10 protein-coding genes are annotated in these 15,516 nt (G+C 72.5%); 6 read left to right on the forward strand and 4 right to left on the reverse strand.

Annotated elements, in window-relative coordinates; all coding sequences use genetic code 11:
• Nucleotides 1–135 precede the first annotated feature (135 nt).
• The 4 genes from OHA86_RS08820 to OHA86_RS08835 all read right to left on the reverse strand — a co-directional run bounded on the left by OHA86_RS08820 (nucleotide 136) and on the right by OHA86_RS08835 (nucleotide 4,038).
• Entirely contained in the window at nucleotides 136–1,215 is a 1,080-nt protein-coding gene (locus OHA86_RS08820; protein WP_329173908.1) for a Gfo/Idh/MocA family protein, read from the reverse strand.
• On the reverse strand, nucleotides 1,200–1,853 hold the full coding sequence (locus OHA86_RS08825) for a ThuA domain-containing protein (protein ID WP_329173909.1): 654 nt from the start codon (nucleotides 1,851–1,853) through the stop codon (nucleotides 1,200–1,202). The genes OHA86_RS08820 and OHA86_RS08825 overlap by 16 nt, the downstream gene beginning before the upstream one ends.
• Nucleotides 1,850–3,136: an enolase C-terminal domain-like protein gene (locus tag OHA86_RS08830; RefSeq protein ID WP_329173911.1), complete on the reverse strand. Its 1,287-nt coding sequence runs from the start codon at nucleotides 3,134–3,136 to the stop codon at nucleotides 1,850–1,852. The genes OHA86_RS08825 and OHA86_RS08830 overlap by 4 nt, the downstream gene beginning before the upstream one ends.
• A gap of 119 nt (nucleotides 3,137–3,255) precedes the next feature.
• A complete protein-coding gene (locus OHA86_RS08835) occupies nucleotides 3,256–4,038 on the reverse strand; it encodes an IclR family transcriptional regulator (RefSeq protein WP_329173913.1) in 783 nt (260 codons plus the stop codon).
• A 208-nt stretch (nucleotides 4,039–4,246) separates the two neighbouring features.
• Between OHA86_RS08835 and OHA86_RS08840 the strand changes: the two genes are divergently transcribed.
• From OHA86_RS08840 to OHA86_RS08865, 6 genes are all read left to right on the forward strand, one after another.
• Complete coding sequence (locus tag OHA86_RS08840) at nucleotides 4,247–5,593, forward strand: ABC transporter substrate-binding protein (protein WP_329173915.1); 1,347 nt, start codon at nucleotides 4,247–4,249, stop codon at nucleotides 5,591–5,593.
• On the forward strand, nucleotides 5,590–6,597 hold the full coding sequence (locus tag OHA86_RS08845) for a carbohydrate ABC transporter permease (protein ID WP_329173917.1): 1,008 nt from the start codon (nucleotides 5,590–5,592) through the stop codon (nucleotides 6,595–6,597). Before OHA86_RS08840 ends, OHA86_RS08845 begins: the two co-directional genes overlap by 4 nt.
• Nucleotides 6,594–7,484 (forward strand): carbohydrate ABC transporter permease, encoded by an 891-nt coding sequence (locus OHA86_RS08850; protein WP_329173919.1) that lies wholly within the window; start codon nucleotides 6,594–6,596, stop codon nucleotides 7,482–7,484. Before OHA86_RS08845 ends, OHA86_RS08850 begins: the two co-directional genes overlap by 4 nt.
• Complete coding sequence (locus OHA86_RS08855) at nucleotides 7,484–8,350, forward strand: NAD-dependent epimerase/dehydratase family protein (RefSeq protein ID WP_329173921.1); 867 nt, start codon at nucleotides 7,484–7,486, stop codon at nucleotides 8,348–8,350. Before OHA86_RS08850 ends, OHA86_RS08855 begins: the two co-directional genes overlap by 1 nt.
• Nucleotides 8,343–11,432, forward strand: coding sequence for an alpha-mannosidase (locus OHA86_RS08860; protein ID WP_329173923.1), 3,090 nt, complete (start codon nucleotides 8,343–8,345; stop codon nucleotides 11,430–11,432). The genes OHA86_RS08855 and OHA86_RS08860 overlap by 8 nt, the downstream gene beginning before the upstream one ends.
• Nucleotides 11,433–11,583: 151 nt before the next feature.
• Nucleotides 11,584–15,516, forward strand: a complete 3,933-nt coding sequence (locus tag OHA86_RS08865; protein ID WP_329173925.1) for a discoidin domain-containing protein — start codon at nucleotides 11,584–11,586, stop codon at nucleotides 15,514–15,516.

Genomic DNA, 15,516 nt, shown 5'->3' on the forward strand with positions numbered 1-15,516 from the left:
CCGGATTGGGCATTCTTCGTCCATTAATTGACGTGACACCGGCCGCACGAAAAGGCGGCGGAGAGATCCGGCCCCCATGACCGGCTCTTTCCGCCGCCTCCCCGTGCTCCGCCGCGCCCCTCCCGGGTCCCGCGGTCAGCCGGTGAGCGGCACCGGGGCGGGCCGCTCGCAGCTGCTCGCCACCGGCAGCGCCCTGCCCTCGTGCGCCGCGTCGAGCAGGGTGAGCATCACGTCGAGGACGTGCTCGGCGACCTCGGCCGACGCCAGGTGCGGCCGGTCCTCGGCCACCGCCGCCGCCAGGTCGGCCAGTCCGGTGCCGCGCCCGGCGCCCCGGTAGCCGGCCGAGACCGGCAGCGGCTGCCACGACCCGGCGGTGAACAGCTCCACCGGCCCCTCGAAGCCGTTCGGGTCGGGCACTCCGAGCGACCCGGCGGTGCCGTGCACCTCGATCCGCGGCAGGTGGGCGGCGTGGATGTCGAAGCTCATGACCAGCGTGGAGAGCGCGCCGCCCGCGTGCTCCAGCACGCCCGTCACATGGGTGTCGACCTCGACGGCGAAGCGCTGCCCGGCCCGCGGCCCGCTGCCGATCTCCCGCTCGGCGCGCGGGGTGGCGGCGGCTCCGGTGACCTTGACGACCGGGCCGAGCAGGTGCACCAGCGCCGACAGGTAGTAGGGCCCCATGTCGAGCAGCGGGCCGCCGCCCGGCCGGTAGTAGAACTCCGGGTCGGGGTGCCAGGCCTCGTGTCCCGCGGTGGTCATGAAGGCGGTCGCCGCGACCGGGACGCCGATCAGCCCGTCGTCCACCGCCTTGCGCGCGGTCTGGGTGCCGGTGCCGAGCACGGTGTCGGGGGCGCTGCCGACGCGTACGCCCGCGGTGCGCGCCGCGGTCAGGACGGCGGTGGCCTCCGCGCGGGTGGTGGCCAGCGGCTTCTCGCCGTAGACGTGCTTGCCCGCGGCGATCGCGGCCAGCGCGACCTCGGCGTGGACGGCGGGGACGGTCAGGTTGAGCACCGCGTCCACGTCGTCCCTGGCGACCAGCTCCCCGACGCCGCCCGCCACCTCGGCGCCGGATCGCTCCGCCGCCTCCTTGGCGCGGGCGGGGTCCAGGTCGGTGACCGCAGTCAGCCGCAGCCCGTCGAGGCGGGCGACGGTGTCCAGGTACTGGCCGCTGATCTTGCCCGCGCCCACCATGCCGACCCTCAGCGGCTCGCCCACAGCAGTCCCCTCTCGGTGATCGCCCGCACCTCGGGCACGTCGAAGTCGTCGGCCTTGTGGCCGATCGCGGAGACGAAGACCCGCCCCGCCCCACAGGTCCTGGTCCACACCTGGGGCATCACCACATCCTGCGCCCGGTCGCCGCCGGCCGGGAAGACCGTGCTGGCCAGAACCTCGTTGGCCGGGTCGGTGGCCACCCAGTAGTGCTCGGTGTGCACGGCGAAGTCCGCCAGGCCCGCGGTGATCCGGTGGCCGGGGGGCGCCAGGTGGACGGTGTAGTCCACGAAGCCCGGCGGGTGCATCAGGAACTGGCCGCCGGTCAGCCGCTGGTAGTCCACGTCGCCGCGGAAGGAGTCGATGATCCCGCCGTGCCAGCCGGCGAAGCCGGTGCCGGCGCGGACCGCGTCGGCCAGGCCCCGGCTCTGCTCAGCGGTGATCTCGCCCATCGTCCAGCACTGGACGACCAGATCGGTCGCGGCCAGCAGCGCGGCGTCGGCGTACACGTCGAGCGAGTCGGAGATCTCGACGGCGAAGCCCTGGTCCTTGAGGAAGGGCAGGAACAGGTCGGTGATCTCCACCGGCGCATGCCCCTCCCAGCCGCCGCGGACGACAAGGGCCTTGCGAATCGGGTCGGTCACGGGCGTTGCACGCTCCCATCGGTGTTGCGCAGCAGGGCCCAGCGGTCGTGGGCCAGCGGTTCGGGTACGGGGTACTTCCTCGCCTCGGCCTCGTCGAAGCCGACGCCGTGGCCGGGGGCCTCGTTGGGGCGCAGTCCGCCGTCCCGGGCGGTGACCGTGCCGGGGAAGACCTCGTGCACGGCCGGCTTGAAGGCCGCTGCCTCCTGCACCCCGAAGGCGTGGCTGGAGACGTCCATCGCCAGGGTCGCGGCCTGCGCGACCGGGCTGACGTCGGCCGGGCCGTGCGGTGCCAGGCGTACGCCGCGCAGCTCGCACAGCGCCGCGATCTTCCGTGCCGGGGTCAGCCCGCCGAGGGTGGGCACCCTGATCCGGGCGAAGTCGATGTCGGGCCCGGCCAGCAGGGCGGTGAACTGCGCCGGGTCGTGGAAGAGCTCGCCGACCGCGAGCGGTACGGGCGAGGCGTCGTGCAGCCGCTTGAAGTGCCCGGCGTCCTCGGGCGCGAGCAGGTCCTCGACGAAGTACAGCCCGGCGTCCTCGATCCGCCGCAGGAAGTCCCTGGCCTGCCGCGGGTCGAGCCGCTCGTGCACGTCGTGCAGCAGCTCGACGCCGTCGCCGACGATCTCCCGTACCCGGGTGAGCACCGCGGGCACGTGCCGCAGATAGCCGGCGCTGTCCCAGGGCGCGCGCCGGGTGCGTACCGCCTCCGGATCGGCGGTGCCGCCGCCCGCGGCGCCGTAGGTGTCGGCGCCGGGGACCGCGGCCTGGATCCTGACGTGCCGGTAGCCGCGTTCGCGGGCGGCCAGCACCTTGTCGGCGATCTCGGCCGCGTCGCGGCCGTCGACATGGGTGTAGGCCTCGGCGAAGGTGCGCACCCGGCCGCCGAACAGCGAGTGCAGCGGCGCCCCGAGGCGCTTGGCCTTGAGGTCCCACAGGGCGACGTCGACGCCGCCGAGCGCGTTGCCGGTGATCGAGCCGCCGCGCCAGTAGGCGCTGTTGAGCAGCAGCCGGTGGATGTCCTCGATGTCGTCGGGGTCGCGGCCGACGAGCAGCGGGGCGACGTAGTCGTCGAGGACCGAGCGGACGGCGAGCGTACGCTGGGGGTCGCTCGCGCAGCCGAGGCCGTAGAGTCCCGGGTCGCTGGTCTCGACGCGGACGATGAGGTGGGGACAGCCGTGCGGAGCTGTCAGGAACGTGCGAACGGCCGTGATGCGGACGGTGGCACCACGCTCCTCGACCCAGGGTGCGGGTGCGAGCGGCGCGAGGCCGGCATCAGGCAATGCCATGGGTGACTCCCACGTGCAGATAGCGGAATGACGTACTGACTCCCGAACGTAGGGAGGCCGGTCCGAGTTTGTCAATGCATATGACAAATGAGGACCGGCCGGGGAACAGAGCGTCAGGATCAGTGCTGTCCGAGGCGTTTGAGCAGGGTGCTCAGACTGTGCGCGGCCTCGGTCACGGCCTGCGCGACCTCTTCGAGCCGGGCGTCGTCCATCCGGCTCTTGGGCGCGGAGCAGCTGATCGCGTCCATGCCCTGGCCACCGCCGAGCGGCACCGCGACACAGCGGATGTCGACCGAGTTCTCACCGTCGTCCACCGCCCAGCCGCGCAGCCGGGTCTCGGCGAGCTGGGCGAGGAAGGCGTCGGGGTCGGTGACGGTACTGGGGGTCAGCCGCTCCAGGGGCCAGTCGAGCCGGCGCTGCACCTCGGCGTGGTCGAACTGCGAGAGCACCGCCTTGCCCAGTCCCGTGGCGTGCGCGGGCAGCCTGCGGCCGACCGCCGAATACATCCGAAGGGCGTGCCTGGACTCGCGTTTGGCCAGGTAGACCACATCCTTGCCGTCCAGCCTGCCCAGGTGCACGGCCTCGCCGGTCTCCTCCGCGAGCGCGTCGAGCACGGGCCCCGCGAGGCTGGTGACGTCGTCGCCCTCCAGGTAGGCCGTACCCGTCAGCAGCGCCTTGAGGCCGATGCCGTAGCGCGTGCCCGAGGGGTCCAGATCGACCCATCTGCGGGCCTCCATGGTCCGCAGGATCGCGTGCAGGCTGCTCTTGGGCACGGCCATGGCCGCGGCCATCTCCGCGAGCGAGAGCCGCGCGCCCCGCACCCCGAGCAGTTCGAGCACCTCCAGGACCCGAGCCGCGGACTTGACCTCTTCGGGCTTCCGCCCACGCGCCGCTTCTGCCACCGATTCCACTGATCCTCCGCTCCCCGCGCCGACGCCTCACGGCCGCGCTGTGCCCATCTCACCTCAGCGCGCGTCTTGACGCTATACCAAACACGACCCTAAGTTCAGTCACTCCAACGTCATTCGGTCTTCTGAACGACCGGAGCCTAGGTAGGGGCCCATGCGCACACCATTCGCACGTTTTACCCCGAGAACCAGATTTGCCGCTGTGGCTGTGGCGACGGCCCTGTCGCTGAGCCCGCTGGCTGCCTGCGGCGGCGGTTCCTCCGGATCGGGCGACGCCAAGTCGCTCACCATGTGGACCTTCAAGCAGTCGCACGTCGCGGCGCTGAAGAACGCCGCCGCCGAGTTCAAGAAGCAGACCGGCATCACGGTCACCGTCCAGGCCTACGGCCCCGACGACGCCTACACCACCAAGGTGCAGGCCGCCGCCAAGACCCACGACCTGCCCGACGTGCTCGAAGTCCACTCCGACGGCGAGGATCTGGCCCTGGGCGCAACCGGTATCGCCCGCGACATATCGAAGGAGGTCGGCAGCGACTGGAGCGGCCTGTACCAGAAGGGCGTCCAGACCTCCGGCACGGTGACCCCCGCCAAGTACAAGGAGTCCCTGCCCGCCGACTCCAAGTCGCACGGCGTCACCGAGGGCCAGCGCTTCAGCGTCCCGCTGACCTCGGGCACCTTCGGCATCGTGATGGGCAACAAGAAGGCGCTGGCCGCCGCGGGCATCACCAAGCCCCCGGCCAGCTACGAGGAATTCCTCGCCGACCTCAGGGCGACCACCGCCAAGGACCCGAAGAACGGCGGGGTCAGCCTCGGTCTGAAGGTCAAGGCCACCGGTCTGACCTGGGTGCTCCAGCCGCTGGCCTTCGGCGAGCTGGGCACCGACAAATACCACGCGCTCTTCGGCAAGGACGCGTCCGGCGACTTCTCCTCGCCGAACGGCCAGAAGGTGCTCGGCCAGTACGCGCAGCTCCAGCCGTACTGGATGCCCGGCACCCAGAGCCTGGACATCGACGCGGCCGACCAGGCCTTCGCGCAGGGCAAGTCCGCCTGGGACATCGGCGGCACCTTCACGCTGGCCTTCCTGGAGCAGAACGGCATGAACCCCGACGACGTGATGGCCTTCGGCATCCCCGGCCCGCAGGGCGGCGCCGTGCCCAAGCCGGCCCTCGGCCCGCTGGCGCTCACCGGCCTGACGGTCTCGGCCACCAGCAGCCACCCGGAGAACGCCGAGAAGTGGATGAAGTTCCTGGCGCAGCCCTCCGTCGCCTCGAAGTTCGCCAAGGACGCCACCGAGGTGCCGTCCACCGAACTCGGCGCGGACGCCGCCTCGGTGATGGGCGCGACGCTCGCCGACATGACCAAGGCCTTCGCCGGCACCCCTGAGACCACGTACGACCCGAGCCTGAACGACTTCCGGCCCGGCAACTACGACCAGGACTCGATGGCGGAGATCCTGGCAGACCTGACCCCGCTCAAGCAGAAGAGCGTGGACGCCACCGGCAAGGCCATGGCCAAGCTGGAGAACTCCTTCTGGGCGACGGCCAAGTGACCACCGCACCCCGTCCCGCACTGACGGAGACGGCCGCCGCCGGCCGGGGACCCGCTCCCCGGCCGGCCGGCGCGGCCGGCCCCGGAAGCGGCCGGCGCGTCCCGCGCCGCCGCACCTACGAGGCAGTCTCCGGTTACCTGTTCGTCGCCCCCGCCGTGATCCTCTTCGCGGTCATGGGCCTGTACACCGTGGGGTACGGCTTCCTGCTGAGCTTCGCCCGCTGGAACGGCTTCGCGCCGCACTGGACCTGGGTGGGCGTGCAGAACTACAAGGACCTGCTCTGGCAGAACCCGGCCTACGCCCCGCGGCTGCACCACGCGGCCGTGCACACGCTGTACGTGATGATCGCCGTCCCGCTGCTGACCGTGCTGGTGTCCTTCCCGCTGGCGGTGCTGCTCAACTCGGCCAAGCGGATGCAGGGCGTGCTGCGCTCGGTCTACTTCGTGCCGTACGTGACCAGCGGCGTCGCGGTCTTCTTCGCCTGGCAGTACATCCTCCAGCCGGACGGCGCGGTCAACACCGTGCTCGGCAGCCTCGGCATGGGCTCGCTGTCCCAGCCGCAGGGCTGGCTCGGCAATCCGCACACCGCGCTGCCCACCATGATCGTGGTCACCGTGTGGGGCGCGGTGCCGGTGGCGATGCTGCTGTACCTGACCGGCCTGCAGGGCATCGACCGCAGTGTGCTGGAAGCCTCGCAGCTGGACGGCGCCGGATGGTGGCGTACCAATGTCTCGGTGGTGTGGCCGCTGGTGCGGCCGATCACCTCGATCGTGGTGCTGCTGAACCTGCGCGACTCGCTGCAGGGCTTCCAGACCTTCCTGGTGATGACCAACGGCGGCCCCGGCGACCACACCAACGTGCTCGGCCTTGAGGCCTACCGGCTGGCCTTCCTCAAGGACCTCGCGCCGACCCTCGGTCTGGCCAGTGCGCTCGGCTGGATCCTCTTCGCCGCCGCGCTGGTCATCGCGCTGATCAACCTGCGAGTCATGCGGAGCAAGACATGACAACGATTCCCTTCACCTCTCGGCCCCCGCGCAGGCCCGGCCCGCCCGGCACCGGAGCGGTGCGCGCCCGCAGGATCAGCGCCCGGGTACTGGTCGGCGCGCTGCTCGCGCTCTACGGGGTGATCAGCATCTACCCCTTCCTGTGGATGGTCTCGGCCGCCTTCAAGGACCAGGTCGAGGTGGTGCGCGGCGGCCATCTGATCCCGCACCACCCCACGTTCGACACGCTGGCCGACACCTGGAACCAGCTGCACTTCTTCCGCTACTTCATGAACAGCCTCGAAGTCTCCGCGCTGACCGTGGTGCTGACGCTGGTGGTCTACGCGGCCGCCGGCTACGCCTTCGCGGTGCTGGACTTCCCCGGCCGCGGAGCGCTGCAGAAGCTCTTCGTGGCGCTGCTCTTCGTCCCCGGTGTCACGGTGATGCTGCCGATCGTGCTGCTGGAGAACAAGATGGGCATCCTGGGCACCCATATGGGCCTGGTGCTGCCCTTCGTCAACGGCGGGGCGCCGCTGTCGGTACTGCTGATGACCGGTGCCTTCACCTCGGTGCCCAAGGAGCTGCGGGAGTCGGCGCGGGTGGACGGCGCCAACGAGTTCCACATCTTCACCCGCATCTACCTGCCGCTGACCCGGCCCGCGCTGATCACGGTGGCACTGATCACCGCGATCCCGACCTGGAACGAGTACCTGCTGACCAGGGTGTCGCTGAACAACGAGAGCACCTACACCCTGCCGCTGGGCCTGCAGACGCTCGCGTCGGAGAACGTGCCGCACTACAACAACCTGATGGCCGGCGCGCTGATCGTGGTGGTGCCGGTGATCCTGCTCTTCCTGAGCCTGCAGCGCTACTTCGTCAACGGCCTGGTCGGGGCGGTGAAGGGCTGATGCGGATCCTCGTCACCGGGGCCGCCGGGCACATCGGCGGCCATGTCACCGACGAACTCCTCGCGGCCGGGCACCAGGTGGTGCTGACCGACCTGGTGCCGGTCGGGGAACCGCGGGCCGAACGGGTGCACACCGGTGACCTCCAGGACCCGGACCTGGTGCGCAAGGCGATGGACGGCGCCGAGGCGGTGGTCCACCTCGGGGCGATCCCGCACCCCAACGTGGACGACCGCAGCGCGCTGTTCGCCGCCAACTGCCTGACCGCGCACCGGGTCTTCGACGAGGCGGGCGCGGCCGGGGTGCGCCGGGTGGTGGCCGCCTCCAGCATGGCGGCGGCCGGCCTCGCCTGGTCGCCGGTGCCGGTCTCACCGGCGTACGTACCGCTGGACGAGGCGCATCCGAGCCTGGTCCGCGACCCCTACGGGCTGTCCAAGGTGGTCCTTGAGGAGATCGCGGCGGCGGCGCACCGGCGCTGGGGCCTCGACGCGGTGTGCATGCGCTTCCCCTTCACCGGCACCGGCGACCGGCTCGACCACTTCCTCGCCGCCTGCGCCGCCGACCCCGCCGCGCAGCGGCACGACCTGTGGGGCTGGCTGCACACCCTCGACGCGGCGCGGGCGATCCGGCTGGCGGTCGAGGGCGACAGCCGCGGCTCCCGGGTCGTCAACGTCACCGCGGCCGACACCACGTCCACCGTGCCGTCCGCGGACCTGATGGCCGCCCACCACCCGGGCGTGCCCGTACCGCCCTCGGTCACCGGGCACGGCACCCTGTTCGACACGACCGCCTGCACCGATCTGCTGGGGTTCGTCCCCCGGCGCACCTGGCGGAACCCACCCCGGCAGAAAGAGCACATCAGTGCATGACGACCGGCACATCGTCCAAGAGCGGATCACCAAATTCCTGGCCCAGGTGGTCAGGCCGGCCCTCTACGGGGACACCGCGGACCTCGGCCTGGCCGTGTGGCACGTCCCCGGCGAGCCCGTCCCGGTGGCCGACGCCCTGAGCGCGAACTATTCCCCCATGGCGATCGGCGACACCTGGGGCGGCCCCTGGTCGACCAGCTGGCTCAAGGTCACCGGCCGCATCCCGCCGCAATGGGCGGGCCGGCGCGTCGAGGCGGTCTTCGACCTGGGCTTCGACCTGTCGATGGGTCCCGGCGGGCAGGCCGAGGGCTTCGTGCACGACGGCGCCGGCTCCCCGCTCCAGGGTCTGCACCCGCACCACCGCAGTGTGCTGCTCGCCGAACCGGCGGCCGGCGGGGAGCCGGTGGACCTGCTGGTGGAACTGGCCGCCAACCCGATGATCGAGGGCGCGAAATCGGTCGGCACCCACTTCGGGTCCAGGGAGACCGCGGGCACCGCCCACCTGTACCGGCTGCGGGCCGCGCACGTCGCGGTGCGCGAGAACGCGGTGTGGCACCTGCTGCACGACATGGAGGTGCTGGACGAGCTGATGCGGCAGCTGCCCGCGGACGGTTCGCGCCGGCACGAGATCCTGCGCGCGCTGGCCCGCGCGATCGACGCGGTCGACGTCAAGGACGTGGCGGGCACCGCGCCCGCCGCCCGCGACCTGCTCGCCGACGTCCTGTCCAGGCCCGCGTACGCCTCCGCGCACACCGTCACCGCGGTGGGCCACGCGCACATCGACTCCGCGTGGCTGTGGCCGATCCGGGAGACCGTGCGCAAGTGCGCGCGCACCTTCACCAATATGACGACGCTCGCCGAGGAGTATCCGGAGCTGGTCTTCGCCTGCTCCTCCGCGCAGCAGTACGCCTGGATCAAGGAGCGCCGCCCGGAGATCTTCGAGCGGATCAAGAAGGCCGTCACCGAGGGCAACTGGGCGCCGGTCGGCGGTATGTGGGTGGAGGCCGACGGCAACCTGCCCGGCGGTGAGGCGCTGGCCCGGCAGCTGATCCTCGGCCGGCGCTTCTTCGCCGAGGAGTTCGGCATCGCGCAGGAGGGGGTGTGGCTGCCGGACTCCTTCGGCTACACCGCCGCCTACCCGCAGCTGGCGAAGCTGGCCGGGGCGAGCTGGTTCCTCACTCAGAAGCTGTCGTGGAACGAGACCAACCGGCTGCCGCACCACACTTTCGACTGGGAGGGCATCGACGGCACCCGGATCTTCACCCACTTCCCGCCGGTCGACACCTACAACGCCAGCCTGACCGGCGCCGAACTGGCGCACGCCGAGAGCAACTTCGCCGACAAGGGCGCCGCGACCCGCTCGCTGGCCCCCTTCGGCTTCGGCGACGGCGGCGGCGGCCCCACCCGGGAGATGCTGGAGAAGGCCCGCAGGCTGCGCGACCTCGAAGGCTCCACCCGGGTCGAGGTCGGCGACCCCGCGGACTTCTTCGCTGCGGCCCGCGCCGAATACGACCGGCTGCCGGTCTGGCGCGGCGAGCTGTACCTGGAGAACCACCGCGGTACGTACACCAGCCAGGCCCGCACCAAACGCGGCAACCGGCGGGCCGAGGCGCTGCTGCGGGAGGCCGAGCTGTGGTCGGTGGCCGCGGCACTGCGCGGCGGGACGCCCTACCCGTACGAGCGTCTGGAGTCGATCTGGCAGCGGGTGCTGCTGCACCAGTTCCACGACATCCTGCCGGGCTCCTCGATCGCCTGGGTGCACCAGGAGGCCGAGGCGGTGCACGCCGAGCTCCAGGCGGAGCTGGCCGAGGTGATCGGCACCGCGCTGGACGGCGGCGAGGGCCTGGCCTTCTTCAACGCCGGGCCCTACGCGCGCCGCGAGGTGACCGTAGTGCCGGCCGGAACGGGGCCGCAGGAGGGCCAGCCGCTCTCCGACGGGCGGCGGGCCGTGCTGGTGGAGGCGCCGGCGCTGGGCAGCGGCCGGGCCGTGGCCTGCGGACTGCCGCCGGTCACCGCGAGCACCGAGGACGGCACGACCGTGCTGGACAACGGGGTGCTGCGGGTACGGATCGACGCCGACGGCCTGGTGCGCTCCGCCGTGGACCTGCGGGCCGGCCGGGAGGCCATCGCCCCCGGCAGCGCGGGCAATCTGCTGCAACTGCACCCCGACGACCCGAACCTGTGGAGCGCCTGGAACATCGACGGCTACTACCGGGACACCGTCAGGGACCTCACCGAGGCGGTGTCGGTGGAGCTGACCGAGCCGGGGCCGCTGCTGGCCGCCGTCCGGGTGGAGCGGGCCTTCGGCGCCTCGCACCTGGTGCAGCACCTGGAACTGACCGCGGGCAGCGACCGGCTGACGGTCAGGACCGATATCGACTGGCAGGAGCGCGACACCCTCCTCAAGGCCGCCTGGCCGGTCAATGTGCACGCCGACACCGAGAGCGCGGAGATCCAGTTCGGGCATGTGCGGCGCCCCACCCACGAGAACACCAGCTGGGACGCGGCCCGTTTCGAGCTGTGGGCGCACCGCTGGGTGCACATCGGCGAGCACGGCTGGGGCGCGGCGGTCGTCAACGACTCCACCTACGGCCACGATGTGTCCCGGCAGTCCCGCGACGACGGCGGCACCACGACCACCCTGCGCCTGTCGCTGCTGCGCTCCCCGCACAGCCCCGACCCGCAGGCCGACCGCGGCCGGCACCGGTTCAGCTACGCGCTGGTGGTCGGCGCCGGCATCGGCGACGCCGTCGCGGCGGGCTACGCGCTCAACCTGCCGCTGCGTCCCGCGGGCGCCGCGCCGGCCGGCGGGGCCCCGCTGATCGGCGTGGACAACCCGGACATCACCGTGGAGACCGTCAAGCTCGCCGACGACCGGTCGGGCGACGTCGTGGTGCGGCTGTACGAGTCGCGCGGCGGTACGGCCCGCGGATCGCTGCGTACCGACTTCGCGGTGGCCGGCGCGGAGATCACCGATCTGCTGGAGAACCCGGTGGACCGGCTCGACGCGGACACCGGCGGCGCCTTCCCGCTCGCCCTGCGGCCCTTCCAGATCCTGACGCTCCGGCTGCGCCGGTCCTGACACCCGGCACGGCCGGTACCGCGCCGCCCCCGGCCCGCCCCACGGCGGACGGGGGCGGCGGCCCCCACGCCTGCGCCCGTCGGGAAGCAGGCGGGCACCATCCGCACGACCCCTGACCCGCACGCCCCATCGTGATCCTCGGAGGTTGTCCGTGCCACCCAGACGTACGCGTATCAGGGCGCTGCTGCGCGCGCCCGCCCTGCTGCTGCTCACGGCCGTCGCGCTGCTGCTGCCGGCCTCGCTCCCGGCGTCGGCCGCCGCGCCCTCGCTCTATCCGCTCGGGGTCGGCGCCGACCTCGGCCCGCGGCCCTTCACCCTCGGGCTGACCGCCACCGCCGGGGACGACGCCGGCGGCCTGCGGACCGGGACGCAGGACGGTACGCCGTACTGGCGCACCGATGTCGCGGCCGGCACCGGCTATCTGGCGTTCGACCTCGACCAGGAGTACACCGGTGCGGTGACGGCCGATCAGCTGACCGTCGCCGTCACCTACCAGGACGCGGGCAGCGGCGCCCTGCGGCTGACCCGGGGCGCGGGCGAGGTGCTGGGCAGCACCGCGCTCGGCGGCTCGGGGGCCTTCAAGACCGAGGCGTTCTCGATTCCCGCGGACTTCTCCGCGGGCCGCCAGCTGCGGATAGCCGGCGTCCAGGGCGACGCTCCCGCCGACGTCACGGTCGCCGCGATCCGGGTGGCCGCGGGCCTGTCGGTGAACCTCGGCACCGCCGTCGACACGCACGGCGTCACCCCCAGGGCCGGCGACAACGACACCCACCTGGTCACCGGCGTGCAGGACGGCCGCGGCTACTGGGGCACCGACCGCGGCACCCCGGGCGCCGAGACCGGCTTCTTCTACATGAACGTGGACGACGGCACGCTCTACGACAACCACGACCCGGTCGCCGTCAGCATCGACTACTTCGACAGCGGCAACGGCTCGATCCAGCTCGAATACGACTCCCCGGGCGACACCATCCCGCAGATGTTCAAGCAGTCGCCGCTCTTCACCTACGGCGACTCGGGGACCTGGAAGACCCACACCTTCCTGCTGGACGACGCGATCCTCACCAACCGCTCCAACGGCTCGGACTTCCGGATCACCACCGGCGGCGGCGCCGGCGAACTCAAGGCCGCCCGGGTCTCGGTGACCGCGCTGCCGACCGCGCTCGATCCGACGACCGGCCTCAAGCAGCTGGTCGCGCAGGCCGACACCGCCTACGCGGCGGCCCGCGAGGGTACCCGCGACGGGCAGTACCCGGCGGGCGCCAAGGACACGCTCAAGCAGGCCGCCGACGCGGCCCGCGCCGTCGCGGACGGCACCGGCGTCACCGACGAGCAGGCGCGTACCGCCTTCCACGCGCTGGCCGCCGCGCTCGACGCCTTCCACGCCGCCGCGGTGAACACCGACCTGGCGCACACCGGCACCGCCACCGCCTCGTCCACCGCCGCCGGGTCGTCCCCGGCCGCGGCGATCGACGGCAACGGCGGCACCGCGTGGGTCAGCGGCGACGCGGGCAAAGGCGAGACCTTCACCGTGGACCTGGGCGCCGCCAAGCGCTTCACCGAGGTCCAGGCCAGCTGGACCGGCGCCTTCTCCGCCGACTACACCGTCCAGGTCTCCCGCGACGGCACGCACTTCACCGACGCGGGCCGCACCGGCAGCACAGGACCCGGCGCGGTCTTCACCACCGCCTTCCCCGCGACGACCGCCCGCTGGGTACGGCTGGCGGTCCACGGCTATTCCGCGGGCGCCACGAAGGTCGGCCTCGCCGAGCTGGAGATCCACGACCAGCGGGTCGTCACCGGGCACCCGAAGCTGGTCGCCACCCGCTACCCGGCCGACGGCCCGGTGGTCGCCGACTTCGACGTCCGCGACTACGGCGCCGACGCCACCGGGCGCAGGGACGCCACCGGCGCCGTGCAGTCCGCGCTCTACGACTGCCAGGACGCGGGCGGCGGCACGGTGTGGCTGGGCGCGGGCACCTACCGCGTCACCACCACCGTGGAGATCCCGGCCTTCTGCTCACTGCGCGGCGACCGGCGCGACCCCGACCGCGGCAAGGGCGGCTACGGGACGCTGATCCGCGCGGACCTGCCGCCCGGCGCCGACGGCCCGGTGCTCTTCCGGGTCGGCGGCAGCGCCTCGGTCCAGGGCCTGACCACCTACTACCCGAACCAGAGCGCCACCCGCCCGGTGCCGTACAACTACACCTTCGAGATCCCCGGCCGGGCCTGGCAGGGCGACCAGAACTACATGATGTCCACGGTCGCGCATGTCACGATGCTCGACTCCTACAAGGGTGTCGGCGTCTCGACGCTGGCCAGCGACCGCGGTGAACCCGCCGTGCAGGGCCAGGTCCACGAGTCGGCGACGCTCTCCGACATCAAGGGCACGGTGCTGGCCGAGGGCGCCCGCGCCTACAACGGCGCCGACGTCGGCACCTGGCAGGACATGACCTTCTCCAACTCCTACTGGGCGCAGGCGCCGGCCGCCTTCCACCCGCCGAAGCGGGCCGTGCTCGACCGCTGGACCCGCGCCAACGGCACCGGATTCGTACTCGGCGACCTGGAGTGGGACCAGTTCTCCCGGATCGCGCTGTCGGACTACCGCACCGGCATCCAGGTGGTGAAGGGCCAGCGCGCGTCCTTCGTCGGCGCCTTCGTCCAGACCAGGGTGCTGCGGACCGATGTCGCCCTCCAGGTGGACGACATCGACAGCCGCTGGGGCATGACGCTGGGCGACAGCACCCTCCAGGGCAGCACCGCCTCGGTGCGCAACGCCTCGGCCGGCTACGTGAAGGTCACCGGCACCACCCTGACCGGCCCCACCACCGGCACCGTGGTCGAACTCCCCGGCAAGGTGCCGTCCTACGACGGCCCGCCGAGCACACCGGCGCCCGAGCGGGCGGTCCTCTACGTCGCGAGCGCGGCGCCGCACGGCGTCGGCTACCAGCCGGCCGCCGACGCCACCGGGGCGATCCAGCAGGTCCTGGACCGGGCGGGCCGCCAGGGCGGCGGCCTGGTCTACCTGCCCGCGGGCTGGTACCGCGTGGCCGGCCATCTGCGGGTGCCCGCCGGGGTGGAGCTGCGCGGCGCCGCCGCCTCCCCGAACCGCGACCTGAGCGGCGCGAGCGCCGGCACCGTCCTGTTCGCGTACGAGGGCAGGAACGCGCCCGACGCCGACACGGCCACCGCCTTCGTCACCCTGGACGGCAACGGCGCAGGGGTGCGCGGGCTGCGGGTCTTCCACCCGGAGAACAACCCGGCCACCGGCTACGTCCCCTACCCCTACGACATCCGCGGCGCGGGCCGCGGCACCTACGTCGTCGACGTCGGCCTGACCAACGCCTGGAACGGCGTGGACCTGGCCGCGCACCGCAACGACGGCTTCGTCGTCCGCAAGCTCACCGGCGGCTTCCTCAACCGGGGCATCTCGGTGGGCCGCGGCGACGGCGGCTCGATCGAGGGCGTCCTGACCAACGGCAATTCGGTGAACCGGGTCGGCTTCGGCATCCCGGACTGGGGTCTGGACGGCGACGTCTTCCCGCAGACCATCGACGGCTGGACCCGCAAGCGCACCGACCTGGTGCACGTCGACGGCGCCCGCGGCCTGACGGTCCTCGACGTCTTCGGCTACGGCATGCACAACGGCCTGGTGGTCGACTCCGGCGACGTCCACGCCTTCAACCTGGGCACGGACAACCTCGGCGACGGCGGCCACACCGTCACCGCGGGCGCGTCCGCCTCGGTGGAGGCGCTCAACGTGCTGCGCTACAACGGCACGACGTCGGCCGGTCCCGCGAAGCTGTACGGGATCATGGCGATCAACATGACGCAGCAGTCCGTGACGGCGGGCGCGGACCCTGCGACCGGCGGCAGCGTCCGGATCACCGGCAACGCCACCGAGCCCGGCCGCTACGAGAAGGGCGACACGGTGACCGCCACCGCGCTTCCGGCGCGCGGCTTCCGGCTGCTCGGCTGGACGCTGGACGGCACCGACACCGGCAGCGCCGCGCCGACGCTCTCCGTGCCGGTGACGGCGGACCGTACGGTCGTCGCCAGATTCGGCCCGGCGTCGGCGGGCTGA

Origin of the sequence: Streptomyces sp. NBC_01477 (assembly GCF_036227245.1) — a bacterium.
Taxonomy (GTDB): domain Bacteria; phylum Actinomycetota; class Actinomycetes; order Streptomycetales; family Streptomycetaceae; genus Actinacidiphila.

What these genes read in the sequence shown, in the direction of transcription:
- OHA86_RS08830 (WP_329173911.1), bottom strand. Translation starts at nt 3,136, where the DNA reads ATGGCATTGCCTGATGCCGGCCTCGCGCCGCTCGCACCCGCACCCTGG.
- OHA86_RS08850 (WP_329173919.1), top strand. Translation starts at nt 6,594, where the DNA reads ATGACAACGATTCCCTTCACCTCTCGGCCCCCGCGCAGGCCCGGCCCG.
- OHA86_RS08855 (WP_329173921.1), top strand. Translation starts at nt 7,484, where the DNA reads ATGCGGATCCTCGTCACCGGGGCCGCCGGGCACATCGGCGGCCATGTC.